The sequence below is a fragment of the Methyloferula stellata AR4 genome (assembly GCF_000385335.1).
Classification (GTDB): domain Bacteria; phylum Pseudomonadota; class Alphaproteobacteria; order Rhizobiales; family Beijerinckiaceae; genus Methyloferula; species Methyloferula stellata.
The window spans coordinates 1,855,299-1,875,170 of the sequence record NZ_ARWA01000001.1; the positions used below are offsets into that span (position 1 = coordinate 1,855,299).

21 protein-coding genes are annotated in these 19,872 nt (G+C 59.2%); 11 read left to right on the forward strand and 10 right to left on the reverse strand.

What is annotated here, in order from left to right:
* Positions 1 to 27: 27 nt before the first annotated feature.
* Positions 28 to 444: a DUF1236 domain-containing protein gene (locus A3OQ_RS0109110; protein ID WP_020175076.1), complete on the reverse strand. Its 417-nt coding sequence runs from the start codon at positions 442 to 444 to the stop codon at positions 28 to 30.
* Between the two features lie 231 nt (positions 445 to 675).
* On the opposite strand from A3OQ_RS0109110, the gene A3OQ_RS0109115 reads away from it, so the two are divergent.
* The 6 genes from A3OQ_RS0109115 to hpf all read left to right on the forward strand — a co-directional run bounded on the left by A3OQ_RS0109115 (position 676) and on the right by hpf (position 6,718).
* A complete protein-coding gene (locus tag A3OQ_RS0109115; protein ID WP_020175077.1) occupies positions 676 to 1,290 on the forward strand; it encodes a ribonuclease D in 615 nt (204 codons plus the stop codon).
* Between the two features lie 425 nt (positions 1,291 to 1,715).
* Positions 1,716 to 2,369, forward strand: coding sequence for an LPS export ABC transporter periplasmic protein LptC (lptC, locus tag A3OQ_RS0109120; protein ID WP_026595668.1), 654 nt, complete (start codon positions 1,716 to 1,718; stop codon positions 2,367 to 2,369).
* A gap of 8 nt (positions 2,370 to 2,377) precedes the next feature.
* Positions 2,378 to 3,022, forward strand: a complete 645-nt coding sequence (locus tag A3OQ_RS21875; protein WP_020175079.1) for an LptA/OstA family protein — start codon at positions 2,378 to 2,380, stop codon at positions 3,020 to 3,022.
* Between the two features lie 205 nt (positions 3,023 to 3,227).
* Positions 3,228 to 4,181: an LPS export ABC transporter ATP-binding protein gene (gene lptB / locus A3OQ_RS0109130; RefSeq protein ID WP_152428374.1), complete on the forward strand. Its 954-nt coding sequence runs from the start codon at positions 3,228 to 3,230 to the stop codon at positions 4,179 to 4,181.
* A 171-nt stretch (positions 4,182 to 4,352) separates the two neighbouring features.
* Positions 4,353 to 5,906 carry an RNA polymerase factor sigma-54 gene (rpoN, locus tag A3OQ_RS0109135; protein WP_020175081.1) on the forward strand — a complete coding sequence of 518 codons (1,554 nt, stop codon included), beginning with the start codon at positions 4,353 to 4,355 and terminating at the stop codon, positions 5,904 to 5,906.
* A gap of 242 nt (positions 5,907 to 6,148) precedes the next feature.
* Positions 6,149 to 6,718, forward strand: coding sequence for a ribosome hibernation-promoting factor, HPF/YfiA family (hpf, locus tag A3OQ_RS0109140; protein ID WP_020175082.1), 570 nt, complete (start codon positions 6,149 to 6,151; stop codon positions 6,716 to 6,718).
* Positions 6,719 to 6,763: 45 nt separating this feature from the next.
* Here hpf and A3OQ_RS25195 read toward each other — a convergent pair whose 3' ends face one another.
* The gene (locus A3OQ_RS25195) at positions 6,764 to 6,898 is read right to left on the reverse strand and encodes a hypothetical protein (protein WP_020175083.1); all 135 of its coding nucleotides are present in this window, start codon (positions 6,896 to 6,898) and stop codon (positions 6,764 to 6,766) included.
* Between A3OQ_RS25195 and ptsN the strand changes: the two genes are divergently transcribed.
* The gene (gene ptsN / locus A3OQ_RS0109150; protein WP_026595669.1) at positions 6,864 to 7,328 is read left to right on the forward strand and encodes a PTS IIA-like nitrogen regulatory protein PtsN; all 465 of its coding nucleotides are present in this window, start codon (positions 6,864 to 6,866) and stop codon (positions 7,326 to 7,328) included. The genes A3OQ_RS25195 and ptsN overlap by 35 nt on opposite strands.
* A gap of 48 nt (positions 7,329 to 7,376) precedes the next feature.
* Here the strand turns inward: ptsN and A3OQ_RS0109155 are convergent, their stop codons facing one another.
* Positions 7,377 to 8,375: a glucokinase gene (locus A3OQ_RS0109155; RefSeq protein WP_020175085.1), complete on the reverse strand. Its 999-nt coding sequence runs from the start codon at positions 8,373 to 8,375 to the stop codon at positions 7,377 to 7,379.
* Between the two features lie 134 nt (positions 8,376 to 8,509).
* Here A3OQ_RS0109155 and A3OQ_RS0109160 point away from each other — a divergent pair, with 134 nt between their 5' ends.
* Positions 8,510 to 10,126, forward strand: a complete 1,617-nt coding sequence (locus A3OQ_RS0109160) for a fumarate hydratase (RefSeq protein ID WP_020175086.1) — start codon at positions 8,510 to 8,512, stop codon at positions 10,124 to 10,126.
* Between the two features lie 64 nt (positions 10,127 to 10,190).
* Here the strand turns inward: A3OQ_RS0109160 and A3OQ_RS0109165 are convergent, their stop codons facing one another.
* On the reverse strand, positions 10,191 to 10,754 hold the full coding sequence (locus tag A3OQ_RS0109165; protein WP_026595670.1) for a urate hydroxylase PuuD: 564 nt from the start codon (positions 10,752 to 10,754) through the stop codon (positions 10,191 to 10,193).
* A 213-nt stretch (positions 10,755 to 10,967) separates the two neighbouring features.
* Between A3OQ_RS0109165 and cutA the strand changes: the two genes are divergently transcribed.
* Positions 10,968 to 11,300: a divalent-cation tolerance protein CutA gene (gene cutA, locus A3OQ_RS0109170; RefSeq protein ID WP_020175088.1), complete on the forward strand. Its 333-nt coding sequence runs from the start codon at positions 10,968 to 10,970 to the stop codon at positions 11,298 to 11,300.
* A gap of 239 nt (positions 11,301 to 11,539) precedes the next feature.
* Here the strand turns inward: cutA and A3OQ_RS0109175 are convergent, their stop codons facing one another.
* A complete protein-coding gene (locus tag A3OQ_RS0109175; protein ID WP_020175089.1) occupies positions 11,540 to 11,902 on the reverse strand; it encodes a hypothetical protein in 363 nt (120 codons plus the stop codon).
* Between the two features lie 95 nt (positions 11,903 to 11,997).
* Positions 11,998 to 12,972 (reverse strand): phosphoserine phosphatase SerB, encoded by a 975-nt coding sequence (serB, locus tag A3OQ_RS0109180; protein ID WP_020175090.1) that lies wholly within the window; start codon positions 12,970 to 12,972, stop codon positions 11,998 to 12,000.
* A 743-nt stretch (positions 12,973 to 13,715) separates the two neighbouring features.
* On the opposite strand from serB, the gene A3OQ_RS0109195 reads away from it, so the two are divergent.
* Together A3OQ_RS0109195 and pheS are read left to right on the forward strand one after the other, a co-directional pair.
* Positions 13,716 to 15,119 (forward strand): DEAD/DEAH box helicase, encoded by a 1,404-nt coding sequence (locus A3OQ_RS0109195; RefSeq protein WP_020175093.1) that lies wholly within the window; start codon positions 13,716 to 13,718, stop codon positions 15,117 to 15,119.
* An 86-nt stretch (positions 15,120 to 15,205) separates the two neighbouring features.
* Entirely contained in the window at positions 15,206 to 16,288 is a 1,083-nt protein-coding gene (gene pheS / locus A3OQ_RS0109200) for a phenylalanine--tRNA ligase subunit alpha (RefSeq protein WP_020175094.1), read from the forward strand.
* A gap of 13 nt (positions 16,289 to 16,301) precedes the next feature.
* Here the strand turns inward: pheS and A3OQ_RS0109205 are convergent, their stop codons facing one another.
* The 4 genes from A3OQ_RS0109205 to A3OQ_RS0109220 form a co-directional block, all read right to left on the reverse strand.
* On the reverse strand, positions 16,302 to 16,781 hold the full coding sequence (locus tag A3OQ_RS0109205) for a hypothetical protein (RefSeq protein ID WP_020175095.1): 480 nt from the start codon (positions 16,779 to 16,781) through the stop codon (positions 16,302 to 16,304).
* 201 nt (positions 16,782 to 16,982) lie between these two features.
* Positions 16,983 to 17,831: an intradiol ring-cleavage dioxygenase gene (locus A3OQ_RS0109210; RefSeq protein ID WP_020175096.1), complete on the reverse strand. Its 849-nt coding sequence runs from the start codon at positions 17,829 to 17,831 to the stop codon at positions 16,983 to 16,985.
* A 109-nt stretch (positions 17,832 to 17,940) separates the two neighbouring features.
* Entirely contained in the window at positions 17,941 to 19,155 is a 1,215-nt protein-coding gene (gene trpB / locus A3OQ_RS0109215; RefSeq protein WP_020175097.1) for a tryptophan synthase subunit beta, read from the reverse strand.
* 10 nt (positions 19,156 to 19,165) lie between these two features.
* Positions 19,166 to 19,840, reverse strand: a complete 675-nt coding sequence (locus tag A3OQ_RS0109220) for a phosphoribosylanthranilate isomerase (protein ID WP_020175098.1) — start codon at positions 19,838 to 19,840, stop codon at positions 19,166 to 19,168.
* Positions 19,841 to 19,872 lie beyond the last annotated feature (32 nt).

Genomic DNA, 19,872 nt, shown 5'->3' on the forward strand with positions numbered 1-19,872 from the left:
CGGGGCGTCGATCGTTTCGCCGTAGGGTTAGTCGATTACCTGAACCACGCGGCGCGTGTGCGGGTCGACGAGCACGGTACGCTCGTTGATGATGGTGTAACGATAGGCGGGTGCCACATGATATTCCGGCGGCACGTCGTAATAAGTGATGCCTTCCGTCGGCAGTTCCGCACCGACCTCGACCGGTTCCGCGTAGCGATAGGACGAACGGTGCGTGCGCACCACATAGTCGTGGAACCGCGGCCCTTCGTCCGCGCCAAGCACGCCCGCGACGCCGCCGGTCACCCCGCCGACGACGCCACCCACAACGGCCCCCACGGGCCCCGCGGCTGCGCCGCCTTCGGCCGCGCCTCTCTCAGATCCCCCGACGACGCCCTGAGCCTGGGCCGCGAGCGGAAGCGTCAAAAGGCCCGAAAGAACGGCAATACCCATCTTTATCGTCATGCAGTCTTCTCCCGAAGTTGACTGCCAACCGAACGGCATCTTCGAGGGATGGTTCCAGCGTGGCCGTGAAGTTTGCAGGGCCGGCGGCAGTCATCTGGTGCGCCATCCACCGCGCCTTTGCCGGCGCCTGGCCTCTCCGGCTTGCGCCGCGCAAGGCGGGATGCTACCGCCGAACCTATGAGAATTTTTCGCGACAAAGCGAAACTTTGGGCCAATGTTTATTAGGCTGAGATGACGATTCGTCTTCACAAAGGTGACCTGCCGGACGGCACGACTTACGGCGATGCGGTTGCGATCGATACGGAAACGCTTGGCCTGGTCCCTCAGCGCGACCGGCTCTGCGTGGTTCAATTGTCGGGCGGCGACGGCAATGCCGATGTCGTTCAGATCGCGCCGGGACAGACGCGCGCCCCCAATATCGAGCGTCTATTGGCCGACCGCGCCGTCACCAAACTGTTTCATTTCGCGCGGTTCGACATTGCGATTCTCTACAAGACCTTCGGCGTCATGGCGGAGCCGATCTATTGCACCAAGATCGCCTCGAAACTGGCACGGACCTATACCGACCGGCATGGGCTGAAGGATCTCGTCCGTGAGCTTCTCGCCGTCGAATTGTCGAAACAGCAGCAATCCTCCGATTGGGGCGCGGATACGTTAAGCGATGCGCAACTCACCTATGCGGCCTCGGATGTGCTGCATCTCCATGCTCTGCGCGCCAAGCTCGATATGATGCTTTTGCGCGAAAACCGGTTTCAATATGCCGAGGCCTGTTTCGCGTTTTTGCCGGTCCGGGCCAAACTGGATTTGGGCGGCTGGCCGAATACGGATATATTTTCCCACGAATAGGGGGCTCGCGCCTGCCCGCGCGTATAAACGATTGGCGCGGGGGGATTTGCGCACCTGGATATTTAACGGGCTTGATCTGTAAATTTGTTGCAAATTGTTATTGGAGCCTTCACGGCGCCGGTTTCCGTCATTGATTTAGCAGGGACTTTTTGAGGAGCGGCGCGCAGGGCGGGCCGGAACATCCGCAAAAAGGCCGCACGGACGAGATAAGCTTGCTATGGTTGAAATGCTGTCGTAACCGGCCGAAAAGATTTTAATGGTTTTGCGGAATCAATTCCGAACTGGCCGCGGTTTTTTCAAGCTTATACTTAAGTTTAGCAATGAGGCGCGCGGGCGGACGGTTTTCGGATTGCGCCGCGATAGCGTAAAATCGATCGCAGAGGGATGTGACGGATAGAATGGTTGGCGCGCGATTTGAGATAGTGGTGCCGCAGCGGCATGATGCGCTTCGCACAGCCGACCGCCATTCCGCGCGCGTCCGGTTTCTGCGACGAGCCATTGTCATCGGCGCCAGCGTGACCACCGCTTTCATCGCCGTTATCGGGCTGTTCGATCCCTTCAAACATATGCCCGTCACGATTTCCGTCGCTTCGGTTCATTTGAATGGAACGCGCGTGACGACCGAAGACCCGAAGATGACCGGCTTTCGCAAGGACGGCCGCGCCTATGAGATCGTCGCTTCGTCAGGTATTCAGGACATTCTCGATACCAATATAACGGAACTCGTCGGCGTTAAGGCCAAAGTGGTCATGGGCGATGACTCAACCGCGCGCGTGCTGGCCGGCTTCGGGACGCATGACAGTCTGCATGACACGATGAAGCTGCGCGAAAATGTGCATATCCTGAATGCGGCCGGCTATGAGTTCTTAATGAAATCCGTGACGATGAATTTCAAAAGCAATGACATGGTCACCGACGAACCGGCGACATTGCTGTTGAACGGAGCGCGGTTCGATGCCGATCGCATGACCATCGGCGACAATGGTCACAGGGTCACGTTTGAAGGGTCGGTGAAATCCGTCATTCAACAAGACTCCACCGACACGTCCGTGGGTGCTTTGACGAGCGCCGAACGATGAGGAGCTTGATGCGCGACTTGTTTCCTGCGCGATGCCGCAGCTCCATGCTGGCTTTGTTGTTTTGCATCGCGGCGGCAGTCCCTGCTTCGGCGGAAAAAAACCAAGCGTCGGGCGGCGGCCCGCTGCCGGGATCGAATTCGAAAGAGCCGATCAATATAGACGCCGCCAAACTCGATTATTACGACAAGGAACAAAAGCTGGTCTACACGGGCAATGTCGTGGCCGTGCAGGGCGAGAGCTGTTTGCTGGCCCCCGTGCTCACCATATTTCTGATGCCGAAAGATCAGTCGAATGGAACCGGCACGCCGTCTGCGACCAATAATCAGGTCCGCCGGATGGAGGCGTCAGGTCCCGTGACCCTGACGCAAAAGGACCAGGTCGGGACCGGCGACAACGGCATTTACGTGAAGGCCGACAATAAAGTTTATTTGAACGGAAACGTGACGTTGACGCAGGGCCCCAATGTCACGAAGGGCGATAAACTGGTCTATGACCTCAATACGAGCCAGGCTGTCGTCATCGGCAATGTCCGGAGCCTGTTTTTGCCGAATAATAACGCGTCTGAGGACGCGGCACCCAAAAAATTTGCCAAATGCGGGGGATCCACCAAACTCGGCGCTCCTCGGAATGACGCAGCGTTAAAAACCCAATGAGCGCGTTCTGGCTCTTGTCAAATCCCGTCGTGGCGTTGAAATGGATCGACGGGAAAGCGCCCTGATCATGTCACTCTGTCGGACCGCATCTTTCCAGCCTAAGTTAGTCGAGGGTCTGCGCATTTTGCTTGTGAGATCGACCCGTACTTCTTCGGCGCGGAATGCCGCGGCGGGCTGGATTGCCGCGCTTGTTGAGCCTATCATCATGTTGTTTCCTAAGTTGTTTCGGTCATCGAGCAAGGAGCGGCTGGAAGCGCCAGCGGCCGGCTATGGCGATTGGCTCATGGAGGAAACGCAGGCCGCCGAGGCGCAATTTCACGATCGCCTTCCGCCCGAATGGATCCCCGAGGACCTCTCCGCCCCGCAGAATGCGAGCGCGCCGAACCAGCCCCAACAGAATATGCGGGCGCCGGCGGAGCAACCTCGCGTTGACACCGACGGCCTGCTTTCGGTGCGGCATTTGCGCAAAATCTACAAAGGCCGACGCGTCGTGGAGGACGTCAGCCTCGAAGTGAGGCGCGGCGAGGCCATTGGATTGCTCGGTCCCAACGGCGCCGGCAAGACGACTGTTTTTTACATGATCAGCGGGCTTGTGCGGCCGGATGTCGGCGCCATCGAAATCGACGGCCACGATGTCACAATCCTGCCGATGTACAGACGCGCCCGCCTCGGCATCGGATATTTGCCGCAGGAGGCTTCGGTGTTCCGCGGCCTGTCGGTCGAGCAAAATATTCTAGCCGTGCTCGAGATCACTCAGCCGGACCGGCGCGCCCGTGCCGCCGAGCTTGAGGGCCTGCTTGAGGAATTCGATCTTGCGCGCTTGCGTAAATCGCCCGCGATCGCATTGTCGGGTGGTGAGCGGCGGCGCTGCGAAATCGCCCGCTCGCTCGCCGGGCATCCGTCCTTCATTCTTCTCGACGAGCCCTTTGCCGGCGTTGATCCGATCGCGGTCGGCGATATCCAAAGTCTGGTTCAGCACCTGACGCAGCGTGGCATTGGCGTTTTGATCACCGACCATAATGTGCGCGAGACCTTGGGCCTGATCGACCGGGCCTATATCATCCATTCCGGCCATGTCCTGACCGAAGGCACGCCCGACGAGATCGTTGCTGATCCGGACGTCCGGCGGCTCTATCTCGGAGAAGATTTCCGGATGTAGAGCCCTGGCGCTAGGCGATTTTTGCGTCGCAGGGGATAAACTGCGACAAAATTGCCATAGATGCGGAATCTGGGACTCACACTGCGGATTTCTATGCTATAAGCAAAAAACGGGCCGCGACATGCCTTCGCATGCGGAGAACCCTGGAAAAGCGTAGAGTCGACAGCATAAATGGCGCTTACGACCAAGCTCATCATGCGCCAGGGCCAATCCCTGGTAATGACGCCGCAGCTTCTGCAGGCCATCAAACTACTTCAATTTTCCAATCTGGAACTGGCGGCTTTCGTCCAGGAAGAACTCGAACGTAATCCGCTTCTGGAACGCGCCGAAGACGCGCCCGACCCGCATGAAATCATGGGGGTCAGCGACGGACAGGCCGGCGCCGAGAGCCAGAACAATCTCGAATTCAACGATGCCTCGGACACCGACTGGAGTTCCGACACGTTTGCGACAGACCGCGGCGCGCTCGAAGCGAGCCTTGGTACGGAACTGTCCAATACGTTCGAGGACGACCGCGTGCATGCCACGGCCGAACATCATGAGATGGCCGATTCAAACGGACTTTCCGCGACCTCCTGGTCCGGGTCTTCGAGCCCCTCGGGCGATGGCGAGGTTGCCAATCTCGAGGCCTATGTCGCGGCGGAATTGGGGCTTAAGGATCATCTCGCGGGTCAGCTTGTGCTCGCCACTACGGATGCCGTCGAGCGCATGATCGGCCATGCCCTGATCGATTCGATCGATGAGACCGGCTATCTGACGGAAGATATCCGCGAGATCGCCGAACGACTCGGGACGGCCCCGGAACTCGTCGAAAAGATCCTCAAGAAAATTCAGACTTTCGATCCCTGCGGCGTCGCCGCCCGCAATCTTGCCGAATGTTTGAGCATTCAATTGCGCGAACGCGACCGGTTCGATCCGGCCATGCAGGCGCTTGTCGCCAATCTCGATCTTCTGGCCAAGCGCGATCTCGCCAGCCTGCGCAAGCTCTGCGGCGTGGACGACGAAGACATGCTCGATATGGTGGCTGAGATCCGAAGGCTTGATCCGCGTCCAGGGCGGGCCTTCGGCGGCGCCGCGATCCAGCCCGTCGTGCCCGACGTCCTGGTCCAGCCTATGCCGGACGGGTCCTGGCATGTCGAATTGAATTCGGAAGTCCTGCCGCGCATTCTCGTCAATCAGACCTATGCCACGCGCGTCTCGCGCAATAAGGGCAATGATGCCGACAAAACCTTCATCTCAAATTGCCTGCAGACGGCGAATTGGCTGACGAAGAGTCTCGAGCAAAGAGCGCGTACGATCCTCAAAGTGTCGAGCGAGATCGTGCGCCAGCAGGATGCGTTTTTCGCGCATGGCGTCGAGCATTTGCGTCCGCTCAACCTGAAAACCATCGCGGACGCGATCGGCATGCATGAATCGACGGTGTCGCGCGTGACGTCGAATAAATTCATGACGACGCCGCGCGGCCTGTTCGAACTCAAATATTTCTTCACCGCGTCGATCGCTTCGCATAATGGCGGCGACGCGCATTCGGCTGAATCGGTCCGCTTCCGGATCAGGCAGATGATCGAGCAGGAAGACGCGGGCGACGTTCTGTCGGACGATGCCATCGTGGCGCGGTTGAAGGACTCGAATATCGATATCGCCCGGCGAACGGTCGCGAAATATCGTGAGAGCCTGAAAATCCCGTCATCCGTCGCAAGACGCCGCGAAAAGGCGATGCATTAGGCGCTGGATAAAGATATCCGCAGCATTTTACCTCCGGCATGCACGCCTGGAGCTATTCTAGCGAAGCCAAATTCGCTTTGAAACTGCCGCAGTTAGTGCCGCAAATAACTGATATCTTTATATAAAGGGGCAAGGCCTAGCCTCTTCGTCCCATTGACAGAGGTTCGGGACGCTCCTAACCCTTTTAAAACTGGGGAACTCCATTCCCGGATCAAAGATTGCTGGAGGAAACGGAGTAGGCCATGGCCTTGCGTGTCTCAGGCAAGAATATCAGCATCGGTGAAGCTCTACGGTCCCATGTGCGGACCCGTATCGATACGGCGATCTCGAAGTTTTCCGCCGGACCCATCAGCGGACATGTCACAATCGAACCGGAAGGCTCAGGCTTTCGCGCCGATTGCACTTTGCATCTCGATTCCGGGATGACGCTTCAGGTCGCGGCCGAGGCGCATGAGCCTTATGCCAGTTTCAATAGGGCCGCCGATCGGATCGAGGAGCGGCTGCGCCGTTACAAGCGCCGGATCCGCAATAAGCACGGGGTGCAGGACCTCCCGCCGGGCATCGAGGTGCAACCGGGGATCAAGGATGAATTGGACGGGAGCGAGCGGACCGAGCGCGGCGAACCTTCGCCGGCGGTCATTGCCGAGCCTCGGGCCAGTCTGAAAGAAATGACGGTTTCAAGCGCCGTGCTTGAACTCGACTTGACCAATGTGCCAGTTGTGGTTTTCCGTCATGCGGGGGACGGCCGGCCCAATATCGTCTACCGGCGCGCCGACGGTAATATCGGCTGGATCGACACCATATTGGTATGAGGGCGCGAGTTTGTCGCTTTGAATGCAATGGCTCGCAATTGCCCTTTAAAAGAGCAACACCGAAGGCTTGCGCGCGGTCGCCGCGCGCCGGCGCTTGATCCCCAGGATCGACACGTCTCCTCCCTTCACCGGATTTTCTAAATAGATGAATTTAAGCGAGTTGATCACCCCCAAATCCATGCTTCCTTCGTTGAAGGCCAACACGAAGAAGCAGGCTTTGCAGGAGTTGAGCGAGCATGCCGGGCATTTGTCCGCCCTGCCTTCGCGCGAAATTTTCGATGCTCTGCTTCAACGCGAGCGCCTGGGTTCGACCGGTGTCGGCGGTGGCATTGCCATTCCGCACGGCAAATTGGCGAAAGCACCGGCCATCTTCGGGATTTTCGCGCGCCTCGAACGGCCGCTCGATTTCGAAGCGCTCGACAATGTTCCGGTCGATCTGATCTTCCTTCTGATCGCGCCCGAGTCGGCTGGGGCGGATCATCTGAAAGCGTTGGCGCGCATCGCACGCATGCTGCGCGATACATCCTTGACCGCGAAGCTCCGCTCGACGCGCGATCCTATGGCGCTTTATGCCGTGCTGACTCAGGAACAGGCTTCGCGAGCCGCCTGACTATAATGAGCTACCCGAAAAGCGCTTCACACTTTTCGGCCCGATGCTCTAGCACCAGGCCCGCCGCTCTTCGTCGAGCGCATAACGCTCCGGCGAAGCGGCGATCGCCGCCATACCGTCGAGAACCGAGTCGGGCGCGATGATGAGGCGCGTGCCGATCTTTTGCATCAAGGCGACGTAGGGCGCCTTGTTTTCGAAATGCTTGCGGAATTCCGTCTCATCCAGGAAAGCTGTGATTTTCGGAAGAACCCCGCCGGCAAAGGTGACGCCGCCTTTGGCCAGGAAGGCCAGCGCCATATCACCGGCGAAACGCGCGATCAAATTCCAGAAGAGCCGCAATGTCGCGGCTTCCTCGCCCTGCGGATGGGCATGGGCCTGCGCAACGACAGAAACCTCGTCAAGGCTCGGAGGTTCTTTGCCGAGCGCGGCAAGCCGTGCGAAATGCAGCCTGACGAGGCCCGGACCTGAGAGCAGGGCCTCGGCGGTGGTACGAAAGGGCGGTCCGGTTATCTTGCTCCAAATCGAGGCTTCCTCGAGATTGGTCGCGCCGAATTCGACATGACCGGCTTCGCTCGGCAGCGCCACGAATTTTTGGTCTATCTTCAATAGGAGGCTGACGCCGAGGCCGGTGCCGGGACCAAGCACGAGTTGCGGACCGGTCCCCTCGCGCGGATCGCCGATCCATTGGGTAGCCGCGGCGGGCAAGGCCGCGAGGCTTAAAGCCTGCGCCTCGAAATCATTGAGAAGCAGCCCTTGATCGAGCTTTGCCGCCGCCGCGACGGTTGCACCATCGATGCTCCAAGCCGCATTGGTCATTTTGACCTTGCGGCCGTCGATGGGTCCGGCGGCACAGGCGATCATCGAGTGCGGCGTCGCCGAAAAAAACGCCCGCGAGGCCTCGATCGCCGCTTCGAGGCTCGGATGATCCGATGTCTTCATGTGAGGCCCATGTTCGAGCGCGAGGCCCGGCGCCTTGGCCAGAGCGAAGCGGACATTGGTCCCCCCGATGTCCGACAGCAGGACTGGAAAAGGAAATTTCATCGCCATTTGCGTGTCGTATCAGGCTCCCAGGACGGCTGCCACCGCATAGTTGAAGGGGCCACGCAAGCATGCCGAAGGTTCCCTTCAAATGAAGCGGGCCCCGGTTTAAACAAGGGCCGAAACCGGATCAGGATGTCACGATGTCATTTCTCTATCGCCCGCTTTTCTCGTCGGATCATGACACGACGCCCTATCGCAAACTGACGTCGGACGGCGTCTCGCTGCAGCCCTTCGGCAGCCGCGAGATGCTTGTCGTCAATCGCGAGGCCATACGGCTTCTCGCCGAGACGGCGATGATCGACATTAATCATCTGCTGCGGCCGGGACATTTGGCGCAACTCGTCAAGATCCTCGATGATCCGGAGGCAAGCTCCAACGATAAATTCGTGGCCTATGACCTTTTGAAGAATGCCAATATCGCGGCGGGCGGCGTTCTGCCCATGTGTCAGGATACCGGCACCGCGATCGTGATGGGCAAGAAGGGACGTCTCGTGTTTACCGAAGGCGATGACGAAAGCGCGCTCGCCGAAGGTATCATGGACGCCTACGTCAAGAAGAACCTGCGCTATTCGCAACTGGCGCCGCTGTCGATGTTTGAGGAAACCAACACCAAGACCAATCTGCCCGCGCAGATCGAGATCTATAGCGACGGCCAAGAAGCCTATAAATTTCTCTTCATGGCGAAGGGCGGCGGCTCCGCCAACAAAAGCTTTCTGTTTCAGGCGACGCCGTCGATCCTGACGCATGAAAAGCTTGTCGCTTTCCTGAAGGAAAAAATCCTCACGCTCGGCACGGCCGCTTGCCCGCCCTATCATCTCGCGATCGTAATCGGCGGCACATCGGCCGAGCAGACGATGAAGACCGTGAAGCTCGCCTCGGCGCGCTATTACGACGGACTGCCGACACAAGGCGGCGACGATGGCCACGCCTTCCGCGATATCGGGCTCGAGGAGGAGATCCACAAGCTCACGCAACAGCTCGGCGTCGGCGCGCAATTCGGCGGCAAATATTTCTGCCATGACGTGCGCGTGATCCGCCTGCCACGCCATGGCGCCTCATTGCCGATCGGGCTTGGCGTCTCATGTTCGGCCGACCGTCAGGCGTTGGGCAAGATCACCAAGGAGGGTGTCTTCGTCGAAGAGCTCGAGCATGATCCGGCGAAATATCTGCCTGCGATAGATGAAGCGGCGCTCGGCGGCGAGGTCGTTTCGATCGATCTCAATAAGCCGATGGCGGAGATCCTGGCGAAGCTGAGCAGCTATCCGATCAAGACGCGCTTGTCGCTCACCGGCTCTATGATTGTCGCGCGCGATCTTGCTCATGCCAAGATCAGGGAGCGGCTTGAAAGAGGCGAACCGCTGCCGGATTATTTCAAAGATCATCCGGTCTATTATGCGGGACCGGCGAAGACGCCTGAAGGTTTCGCGTCAGGTTCTTTCGGTCCGACGACGGCGGGCCGCATGGATTCCTTCGTCGAGGATTTTCAACGGGCAGGCGGGTCGAAGATCATGCTGGCGAAAGGCAATCGCTCGCCGCAAGTGCGCGAGGCCTGCGCCAGGCACGGCGGGTTTTATCTGGGCTCGATCGGCGGTCCGGCGGCGCGGCTCGCGCAAGACTGCATCAGGAAGGTCGAAGTCCTGGAATATCCCGAGCTCGGGATGGAAGCGATCTGGAAGATCGAGGTCGAGAATTTTCCGGCCTTCATCGTGATCGACGACAAGGGCAATGATTTCTTCAAGGAATTGAATCTCGGCTGATCGCGCGCATAAAAAAGGCGTCCATTGCTGGACGCCTTTTTTTGCCGATTGCCGGTTGCGCTTATCAGAAAGCGCTGACGCCGTAGCGCGACATGACCATGCAATAGAGCATCGGTACTGAGAGCACGAAATTCGTGCGCGAGGTCAGCATGGCGATGCGGGCGGCGGCTGCCTTCGCGGCGTCGTCGACCGGCACGATGCCGAGCGCCTTCTTCTGATTCGGCCAAATGATGAACCAGACATTGTAAGCCATGATGAGGCCGAGCAGCATGCCGACATCGAGAATGACGGTCAGGTTCTTGCGCATCATGAAGGCGACGATGAGGCCGAATAAAACCGTCGAGGCCGCGGACATGCGGAACCAGAACAAGGCCTCCGGCGCGATGTACTTGCCGACGGCCGGCTTCAGCTCAGCCGGGATTTTCGGCATGGTCGGGATCTGCACCAAGTTGAAATAATAGAGCAGGCCGATCCACAGAACACCGGATAGGACATGGAACACGGTGAAGAAGCCGCGCCAGAACTCTTCCTCGCCCAGTGATTTGGCATTGAAGATGACGAGGACGATAAGGGCTAACACAAATCCGGCAGCGATCGCGCTGTTCATTTTTTCAAGTATCTTGGCCATAGGAAGCTCCCAACCCCTAAGGATGAAGTGGTCTTAGCGCGCTTGTAAGGAATTTATTGGCGATGGTAAAGGCACCGCTTGGTTTTCGCCACATTCTCGACTGTGTAAGCGTGCGGTCAAGAGCCAGGAGCCTAAAGTTTTGGCGTCTTTGCCGTGATTTTCAGCGATGCGCTATCTGATTGATCTCACCATTGTTTGAGGGATAGTCGCGACATGCCGGACGAGCTTCATGCCAATACTTGCGCCATTGTGATGACGACGTGTGAGTCTCGCGCCAATGCCGAGGCCATAGGTAAAGCGCTCGTGACTCAAGGCCTCGCGGCCTGCGTGCAGATGTTTCCGATCGACTCGATCTACAAATGGCGGGGCGCTATCGAACAGGCGCAGGAGCTGATGCTCTTCTGCAAAATCAAATCGGAAGATTATGCGGCCGTTGAAGCGGCGATCCGCGCGCTTCACACCTATGAGACGCCGGAGATTGTCGAAATCGCAATCGAGAAAGGCGCACCAGCCTATCTGCAATGGATCGCGTCGGTGACGCGGTGAAGGCCAACATATTCAGAACTCAATCATGAAGCCGTCATTGCGAGGAGCGGCGCGACGAAGCAATCCATGCCATTGTCTGAGCAGTTACCTGGATTGCTTCGCTTCGCTCGCAATGACGGTCAGATTTTTGCCCTAAATTCGTCACAGGGGATTTGCACCAAAAAGCTCTTTGCGATTAGGACTGCATTTTCGGTGCAAATGGTTGAATTCTGCTCATTATCGTCTTGGATGAATGCAGGTTAGAAGATTGTAAAGGGATAGTCAGGCCCTGAGATATTGCCGCTTTCATAAGGGCCGATATCTGCAAACACCGTCAGCAGCGAACCACCCTCAATTTCAAATGTGAGATTTAGGTCAGCGCGGCGTATCGCTTCGATGCGCCGATAAAGAAGCCGGTGAAGAATGAGTGGCGAACCATTTTGAGCTAAACATTCGTAAGGATATCTGCTGCCGTCCGCCTCTATCTGCTCGATCCGATACTCGGCCACGATTAGCCGCCCACTATCAAAGGCGAACTGCACTCCATGTGGATCAAGGCGCACCTGCGCAATCGAGCCGCCCTCGAATTTCGTAAGATCAGCTGCGGGCGGGAACGGCTTCATGAGAAGAAATCCACAGTGGTTCCTTGATATCCGCAACAGGTCGGGATCGCCGATATGCTCACCGCAGCCTGCAGCTTGCCGCCGAAATGCTGCCGCTAATTCTTCCTGCTATTCTCTCTGGCCATCCAGCCATAGCGCTTCATCCATTCGGATGCGTCGAGTTCCTTGCGCTCTTCGCTCCAGAATTGGCTGCGCTGATAGCCTTGCAGATAGAGAAGCGCGGTGAGATCGGCATGATCGATGCGTGCGTCCGCCGCCGCTGCGACGGCGGGCTTGGCGTGAAAGGCGACACCGAGGCCGGCTTCGGCCAGCATGGCAAGATCATTGGCGCCGTCGCCGACCGCCATCACCTGCACCTTCGGTAGGAATTCCTTTTCCCGCAGACGAATGAGAATGTCGCGCTTCGCCTCCGTCCCCAGCACCGGCTCTTCGAGCAGGCCGGTAAAGCGATTCTCCGCGACGCCAAGCACATTGGCCTGGAATTCATTGAAGCCGACCTTCTCCGTCACCGGCGCCGCGAAGGCCGAAAAGCCGCTCGTCACCAAAACCGTATAGGCGCGATTGGCACGCATGGTTTGCACCAGCACGCGCGCGCCGTTCGTTATGGTGATCTTCTTGCCGAGGATGCGGTTGACCGTATCGGCGCGCAGATTCTTGATGACCGTGACGCGTTCGCGCAAAGAGGTCTCGAAGTCGATCTCGCCCGCCATGGCCTGTTCGGTGATCTTCGTGACCTGCGCCCGCTTGCCCATTTCCTGCGCGAGTTCGTTGATGCATTCCTGACCGATGACGGTCGAATCCATATCGGCGAGCAGCAGTTTCTTGCGGCGTCCTTCGACCGGCTGCAGGACCACATCGATCTGCCACGGGTGCAGCCCGGCGCGGATCTGGTCGGCGAGCGCGCGAAGATCGGTACCGGCCTGCGGCGTGAAGGTGATATCGGCGGCGACGCCCTGATCGAGCCATTGCGGCGCCTGGGCGCCAGGCAGGAAGCCGGCTGCAAGCTCTAAATGGCTGGCCTGTACGATCGGAAAGCTCGGATCGCAGACCAGCGTCGCGACATGGGTCATCGGTCTATTCCGCTCTACTAATCTAGGACCGGGACTCAATCATCCGATCGTCATTGCGAGCGTAGCGAAGCAATCCAGGGACAGGCTCTAACCTTTGCTTCTGGATTGCTTCGTCGCTCTGCTCCTCGCAATGACGGCAGACTGACCTTTTATCAGGTCCGGCCCGGCCAGCTGGTTTATCGCGCCGGAGCGCTCAAAAGAAAACCCCGGCAGGGCCGGGGTTTTCCGATGCACAATCCTCAAGACGCCACCGCGATGGGGCAACGTCAGGGACCGAAAGACAATGTCAGCGCGCCCGCCGACTTCGGCCAGAAAGTCCTCCGCTAACAATGGTTAGCGAAGCCGACCCTCGGCGGAGATCTCCAGCGGCCTTGCGATGTGACATTGAGACACTGGATCACCTCCTTTCAATGGTTGACGATAGAAGTAAGTTAACCGAGTCGCCTTGTTCTGACTATAGGTTAAATCGTCACGACACCATTTTCAGGCAAGCCATGGCGCCTGCGGTAAAAGCGCAGATGGTCAGGAAAGTCTTGACCTTACGCCGCTTTCGGGCCACATGGGTATTGCGTGGCCGGGTGGATTTGATTTCGATCTTCCACCGCATGGGAGTGATCAGGCTCCAAAATGGCCAATCTGCGTGCGGAAAGCATAAACAGAGGCCGCCTGCACATCCTCCTGTGATTCGGGGACACCGCGATGCTTCGCATCGGCGGTTTTCGCGCTTTTTTGAAAGAACATTCTTGACCGATTTTGCTGAATTGAATCTCGCCGCGCCGATCCTCAGGGCTCTCGCGGACGAGAAATATACTGTGCCGACCCCTATCCAGGCGCAGGCCATTCCTCATGCCTTGGCGGGACGCGATATTCTCGGCCTCGCCCAGACGGGCACCGGAAAGACGGCCGCCTTCGCTTTGCCGATCCTGCACAGGCTGGCCGATGCCGGGCGCCGGCCGGACCCCAAGACCTGCCGGGCCTTGATTTTGTCGCCGACGCGCGAACTCGCAAGCCAGATCGCCGAGAGCTTCCGCGCCTATGGCCGTCACCAACATATGTCGATTGCGACCGTCTTCGGCGGCGTCTCGTTCCGGCCGCAGGCCGAACGCCTCAAACGCGGCGTCGATATTCTTGTCGCGACCCCCGGCCGCCTCATCGATCATCTCGACCAAGGCACCTTAATTCTCGACAAGGTCGAGATCCTCGTTCTCGACGAAGCCGACCAGATGCTCGATATGGGCTTCGTCCACGCGATCCGCCGCATCGCCAAGGTGCTGCCGAAGAAAAGGCAAAGCCTGTTCTTCTCGGCGACCATGCCGCGCGCCATCGGCCAGCTCGCAGGCGAACTTCTGCACGAGCCGGTCGAAGTCGCCGTGACGCCTGTCGCCTCGACGGTCAAGAAAATCGATCAGCAGGTGATCTTCGTCGAGACGGCGCGCAAGCGGCATGTTCTCGTCGAGCTTTTGCGGGAAGAAGGCTCCGGCCGCACGTTGATTTTCACCCGCACCAAGCACGGCGCCAATCATGTCGCCGAACATCTCGAAGCCAATGGCATCCCGGCCGGCGCGATCCATGGCAATAAGAGCCAGGGCCAGCGCGAGCGGGCTTTGGCCGGGTTTCGCGACGGCAGCGTGAAGGTGCTTGTCGCAACCGATATTGCGGCGCGGGGGATCGATGTCGATGACGTCACCCATGTCATCAATTTCGATCTGCCGAACGTGGCTGAATCCTATGTCCATCGCATCGGCCGCACCGCGCGGGCGGGCGCGTCGGGCATTGCCATCTCGTTTTGCGACGGCGAGGAACGGCCGTTTCTGCGGGCGATCGAATCCTTGATCCGCGAGAAGATCGCAACGACGGATCGCAGGCTTCCGCCGGGAAGTCCGATGCCGCGCCCGGCGGTCTCCGAGCGTCCGGCGCAGCCGCATCCGAAAGGCCGCAGCAACCGGCAGCCGCCGCGCGGACCCGGCAAAAGCGCCGAGTTCCGTGGAGACGGTGCGGGTGCTGCCGCTGGGCCGCGGGCGCATGCGCCGGGCAAACGCCCCCAGCCGGCTGGCCGGGGCGCTGCTCCGCATGCCAATGGTCCGGCTGCCGCGGCGCAAAAGCCGGCACGGTTCAATCGGCAAAAGCCTGGCTCGTCGCCTCGCTAAGCGCTGAAACCGGCGTTACTCGACAAGCTCTGATGCGCGTGGCAAAAACCGCGCATCAGACAAGCTAAAATAGAGATCGATCATCCATGTCCGAATTGGCATCGCTTGAAGCCGATGTGCTCGCGTCCGTCGAAGCTGCCGCCGACGAGGCTGCGCTCGAGACGGTGCGCGTCGCCGCGCTCGGCAAGAAGGGATCGATCTCGGCCCTGCTTGCAACCCTGGGCAAAATGGCGCCCGACGAACGCAAGACTCAAGGCGCCGCGATCAATGCCCTCAAAGACAAGGTCACCGAAGCGCTCGCCGCGCGCAAAGTTATCTTGAAGGAAGCTGCGCTCGAAGCAAGGCTTGTCGCCGAGACCGTCGATGTGACTTTGCCGGTGCGCGTCACGCCGCTTGAAGCCGGCCGCATTCATCCGATCACGCAGGTCATGGACGAACTCGCCGCGATCTTCGCCGACTTGGGTTTTTCGATTGCCGAAGGGCCGGATATCGAGAGCGACGATTATAATTTCACCAAGCTGAATTTCCCGCCGGATCATCCCGCGCGCGAAATGCACGACACGTTCTTCCTGATGCCCGACGCCAAGGGTGAACGCAAAGTGCTGCGCACCCATACGAGTCCGGTGCAGGTGCGCACCATGCTGACGCAAAAGCCGCCGATCCGGGTGATCTGCCCGGGCCGCACCTATCGCTGCGATTCCGACCAGACGCATACGCCGATGTTTCATCAGGTCGAAGGCCTCGTCATCGACAAGCAGGCAAACCTCGGCCATCTGAAATGGGTGCTGGAAGAATTCTGCAAGGCCTTCTTCGAAGTGTCCGACGTCAAGATGCGCTTCAGGCCGAGCTTCTTTCCCTTCACCGAGCCGTCGATGGAAGTCGATATTCAATGCTCGCGCAAAGGCGGCGAAATTCGCTTCGGCGAGGGCGACGACTGGCTCGAAATTCTCGGCTGCGGCATGGTGCATCCGAACGTGCTGCGAAATTGCGGGCTCGATCCCGATGTCTATCAGGGCTTCGCCTGGGGCATGGGGATCGACCGCATTGCCATGCTCAAATATGGCATGCCGGACCTGCGCGCCTTCTTCGAGGCCGACGTGCGCTGGCTGACGCATTACGGCTTCCGCCCGCTCGACATGCCGAGCCTGATCGGCGGGCTAAGCAGCTAAATCGCTCAGGGCATCAGGCCGCAGTTTTTTGCCAGATGGGCTGGCCCTGCGCCTCGAATTGCGCCTTGAAATCCTCAAAACGCAGATCCCGGATCGGATTTAAATTGTCGTCCAGGAACCGATAAAGCACGTCCTGGACGTTGCGATTGCTGAAAAAGACGATCGCGTCCCGATCGCCGCCGCCTTCGGTATGCGGCTCGCTCATTGCCGAACCCGACACGTAACTTCCTGTCGGCCTGATCTCAATCAGATCCCCAGCCTTATTGTACAAGCGCAGTTCCCCTTGGACCACGAATGTAACGTAATCGGCATGGTGCTGATGCAGGTCCGCTTTCTGATTGGCCGCGAACTTGAACAATATGTCGACGATACGGTTGGCTTCGTCGATTTTGTAGACGTAGAATTCGACATGGTCCAGCCAGTCGAGCTTGTACCAGGTGACACGGCTCTCATCGAACGACACAGGCTGATTACCCATTGCGATCTCCTCCATAGTCCGGCGCCGTGGGTTGGTCTCTGCGAAAAGGTTTCCGCCGTACGGCCGTTGTTTCCTTGCGCGCCTTTGTCAAAAACTAAGAGGTTTGAGCTTTTGCTTGAAGAGGCAGGACGCCTGACAGGCGCCGGGCAAATTTCCCGTTCGGCCCGATTGCGCGGAGAGACGAACTGATCGCGCGGGTCCCGCGTATGACGAAAATTATGGGCCTTGAATGAGGCCTGGCACGAGCGCGGCGGTGCGGTTCCTGAGTTTCGGCAAAGAAGGTCGTCCAAACAACCTGCCAAACACAGAACCTGCCGGGGGCGGGGGCGGGGGCGTGGGCGGAGCTTTTGTAAAATCGGCCGCCCGATCCACGCCGACAATGAGGCTCGCTTCGTAGTGGTCACGTGCCTCGCGAATGGAGCAAAACCCGAGCCGCTGCGGATCCTGCTCCGTTACGATCATGTCATTGGCGTTGACCACCATTCTATTGCCCGCCCGGCCTTGATAGGCGAGCACATTCAGATAGAGAAACTCGTTCAGCGCATCGGGAAAGAAAGCTTGCCCGGTCAGGACGTTTCGATCTCCGAGATAGATCTTGAAATGGATGTGCGTCGCGCGTCCGTCGTACCAGCCCGGATAGATCGTATCGAAAGCGGCCGATCCGCTGCCATCGGTCATTTGCGAGCCGCGCAGGAAACGATCATTGCTTGTGTCGATACGGTGATTGTCGCCTTGTCCGGGGTAGGCGGAATAGATGCCTTGCGCGTCGCAATGCCAGATATCGACGCGCGCATTCGTAAGCGGTTGAGATGAAGCGACCTCTATGGCGGTCAGCTTGAAGCGCAGCGGTACGCCGCTTTTGCCTTCGCGAATATCAGCCCTTTGCAATTGCGGAGCGATATAAAAAGGTCCCTCTTCAACTTGCGGCGTAAGCTTATAAAGCCCCTCCTGTTTGGACTGCTCCAGCGGGATGGCATGAGCGCTTGATCGCGTGCCGGTGAAAGCGAAAGAGACGGCGCCTGTCGAAAGCGCTCTCAAGAAGATCCGGCGCGAGGATAAATTCATTAAATGGCCTCTCCATCGTTCGGCAACGATGGAGCTAACGGAGCAATTTGTTTTCGATTTGGCTTTTGCGTTTCGCTGTGTGTCTGAACAGAAACGTCTGCGTTGCCTGCTACATCCCGCCCAAATGATCGGCGACGGTGAAAATATCCTTGTCGCCGCGGCCCGAGAGATTGAGCACCATCAGGTGATCGCGCGGCTTTTGCGGTGCGATCTCCATCACTTTGGCGATGGCGTGCGAGGGCTCAAGTGCCGGGATGATGCCTTCGAGCTTCGAACAAAGCTGGAAGGCTTCGAGCGCCTCGGCATCGGTCGCCGAGAGATAGGTCACGCGGCCGGATTCCTTCAGCCACGCGTGCTCGGGGCCTATGCCCGGATAATCGAGACCGGCCGAGATCGAATGGCCTTCCTCGATCTGCCCGTCTTCATCCATCAAGAGATACGTGCGGTTGCCATGCAGCACGCCGGGGCGACCGCCCGCGAGCGAGGCCGCGTGTTTCTTGTCGAGCCCGAAGCCCGCCGCCTCGACGCCATAGATTTCGACCGATGGATCGTCGAGAAAGGGATGAAACAGCCCGATCGCATTGGAGCCGCCGCCGATGCAGGCAAAGAGCGAGTCGGGCAGGCGGCCTTCCGCCTCCTGCATCTGCACGCGGGTCTCGTCGCCGATGATGCATTGGAAGTCGCGCACCATGGCGGGGTAGGGATGCGGGCCCGCTGCCGTGCCGATGCAATAGAACGTGTCGGTGACATTGGTCACCCAGTCGCGTAGAGCTTCGTTCATCGCATCTTTCAGCGTGCGGGCGCCGGCCTGCACGGGCACGACCTTGGCGCCGAGCATATGCATGCGAAAGACGTTCGGCTTTTGCCGCTCGACATCGACGGCGCCCATATAGACGATGCACTCAAGCCCAAAGCGCGCGCAGGCGGTCGCCGTCGCGACGCCATGCTGGCCTGCGCCGGTCTCGGCGATGATGCGCGTCTTGCCCATGCGCCGCGCGAGCAGGATCTGGCCGAGCACATTATTGATCTTATGCGCGCCGGTGTGATTCAGCTCTTCGCGTTTGAAATAGATTTTAGCGCCGCCGAGATGCTGGGTCAGGCGCTCGGCGAAATAGAGCGGGCTCGGGCGTCCGACATAATGTTTGAGGAGACCGTTCAATTCGGCATGGAAGGCCGGATCAGCCTTGGCCGCGGCATAGGCGGCTTCAAGGTCGAGAATGAGCGGCATCAAGGTTTCCGCGACGAAACGGCCGCCATAGAGGCCGAAATGGCCCTGCTCGTCAGGGCCGAGGCGGAAAGAGTTCGGGATCTCAGGCTTATTCATAAGAGATGATCTATCCGCTTTGGCGCAGCGAACCAAGCCCTTCGGTCACCTGCCGGGCATTCGCGATAAAGGACCCGATTTTCGCGATATCTTTCACCCCGGGCAGGCTTTCGACGCCGGAGGAGACGTCAACGCCGGGCGCGCCGCTGATTCCAACGGCGCTTGCGACATTATCCGGGCGCAGACCGCCGGCGAGCAGCCAGGGCTTGCCGAGTTGGAGATCGTGCAAGAGGCTCCAATCGAAGGCCTCGCCATTGCCGCCGGGGAGAGCGGCGTCCGGCGCGGGCTTGGCGTCCAGCAGCAACCAGTCGGCGACGGTCGCATAGGGACCTATCGCGGCCAGGTCGTCTTTTTGGGCAAGGCCGACGGCCTTCATGACGGGCAGGCCGAAGCGTGCGCGAATACCGGCGACGCGCTCGGGCGTTTCCTGCCCATGAAGCTGCAAGAGCTGCGGCTTGAGTTCGGCAATGATCGCAGCCAGCGTCGCGTCGTCGGCATCGACGGTGAGGGCGACCTTCAACGCTTTCGTGCCCGTCCGGCCACCCAAGAGCCGCGCGGCCTCAAGCGAAATGCGGCGCGGGCTTTTCTCGAAAAAGACGAAGCCCACCATGTCGGCGCCGGCGGCGAGCGCGGCGTCGAGCGTTTCGGGCGTCGAAAGCCCGCAGATTTTGATGGTGAGGCTCATTCTTCGCCTTATGAGCTTAAGGCCCGGCAATC

What these genes read in the sequence shown, in the direction of transcription:
- pheS (WP_020175094.1), top strand. Translation starts at nt 15,206, where the DNA reads ATGTCCGAATTGGCATCGCTTGAAGCCGATGTGCTCGCGTCCGTCGAA.
- trpB (WP_020175097.1), bottom strand. Translation starts at nt 19,155, where the DNA reads ATGAATAAGCCTGAGATCCCGAACTCTTTCCGCCTCGGCCCTGACGAG.
- A3OQ_RS0109220 (WP_020175098.1), bottom strand. Translation starts at nt 19,840, where the DNA reads ATGAGCCTCACCATCAAAATCTGCGGGCTTTCGACGCCCGAAACGCTC.
- lptB (WP_152428374.1), top strand. Translation starts at nt 3,228, where the DNA reads ATGTTGTTTCCTAAGTTGTTTCGGTCATCGAGCAAGGAGCGGCTGGAA.
- A3OQ_RS25195 (WP_020175083.1), bottom strand. Translation starts at nt 6,898, where the DNA reads ATGGATTTGGGGGTGATCAACTCGCTTAAATTCATCTATTTAGAAAAT.
- A3OQ_RS0109165 (WP_026595670.1), bottom strand. Translation starts at nt 10,754, where the DNA reads ATGGCCAAGATACTTGAAAAAATGAACAGCGCGATCGCTGCCGGATTT.
- A3OQ_RS0109115 (WP_020175077.1), top strand. Translation starts at nt 676, where the DNA reads ATGACGATTCGTCTTCACAAAGGTGACCTGCCGGACGGCACGACTTAC.
- A3OQ_RS0109110 (WP_020175076.1), bottom strand. Translation starts at nt 444, where the DNA reads ATGACGATAAAGATGGGTATTGCCGTTCTTTCGGGCCTTTTGACGCTT.
- A3OQ_RS0109205 (WP_020175095.1), bottom strand. Translation starts at nt 16,781, where the DNA reads ATGGAGGAGATCGCAATGGGTAATCAGCCTGTGTCGTTCGATGAGAGC.
- A3OQ_RS0109160 (WP_020175086.1), top strand. Translation starts at nt 8,510, where the DNA reads ATGTCATTTCTCTATCGCCCGCTTTTCTCGTCGGATCATGACACGACG.
- A3OQ_RS0109155 (WP_020175085.1), bottom strand. Translation starts at nt 8,375, where the DNA reads ATGGCGATGAAATTTCCTTTTCCAGTCCTGCTGTCGGACATCGGGGGG.
- A3OQ_RS0109210 (WP_020175096.1), bottom strand. Translation starts at nt 17,831, where the DNA reads ATGAATTTATCCTCGCGCCGGATCTTCTTGAGAGCGCTTTCGACAGGC.
- ptsN (WP_026595669.1), top strand. Translation starts at nt 6,864, where the DNA reads ATGAATTTAAGCGAGTTGATCACCCCCAAATCCATGCTTCCTTCGTTG.
- A3OQ_RS0109175 (WP_020175089.1), bottom strand. Translation starts at nt 11,902, where the DNA reads ATGAAGCCGTTCCCGCCCGCAGCTGATCTTACGAAATTCGAGGGCGGC.
- hpf (WP_020175082.1), top strand. Translation starts at nt 6,149, where the DNA reads ATGGCCTTGCGTGTCTCAGGCAAGAATATCAGCATCGGTGAAGCTCTA.
- A3OQ_RS21875 (WP_020175079.1), top strand. Translation starts at nt 2,378, where the DNA reads ATGCGCGACTTGTTTCCTGCGCGATGCCGCAGCTCCATGCTGGCTTTG.
- cutA (WP_020175088.1), top strand. Translation starts at nt 10,968, where the DNA reads ATGCCGGACGAGCTTCATGCCAATACTTGCGCCATTGTGATGACGACG.
- rpoN (WP_020175081.1), top strand. Translation starts at nt 4,353, where the DNA reads ATGGCGCTTACGACCAAGCTCATCATGCGCCAGGGCCAATCCCTGGTA.
- serB (WP_020175090.1), bottom strand. Translation starts at nt 12,972, where the DNA reads ATGACCCATGTCGCGACGCTGGTCTGCGATCCGAGCTTTCCGATCGTA.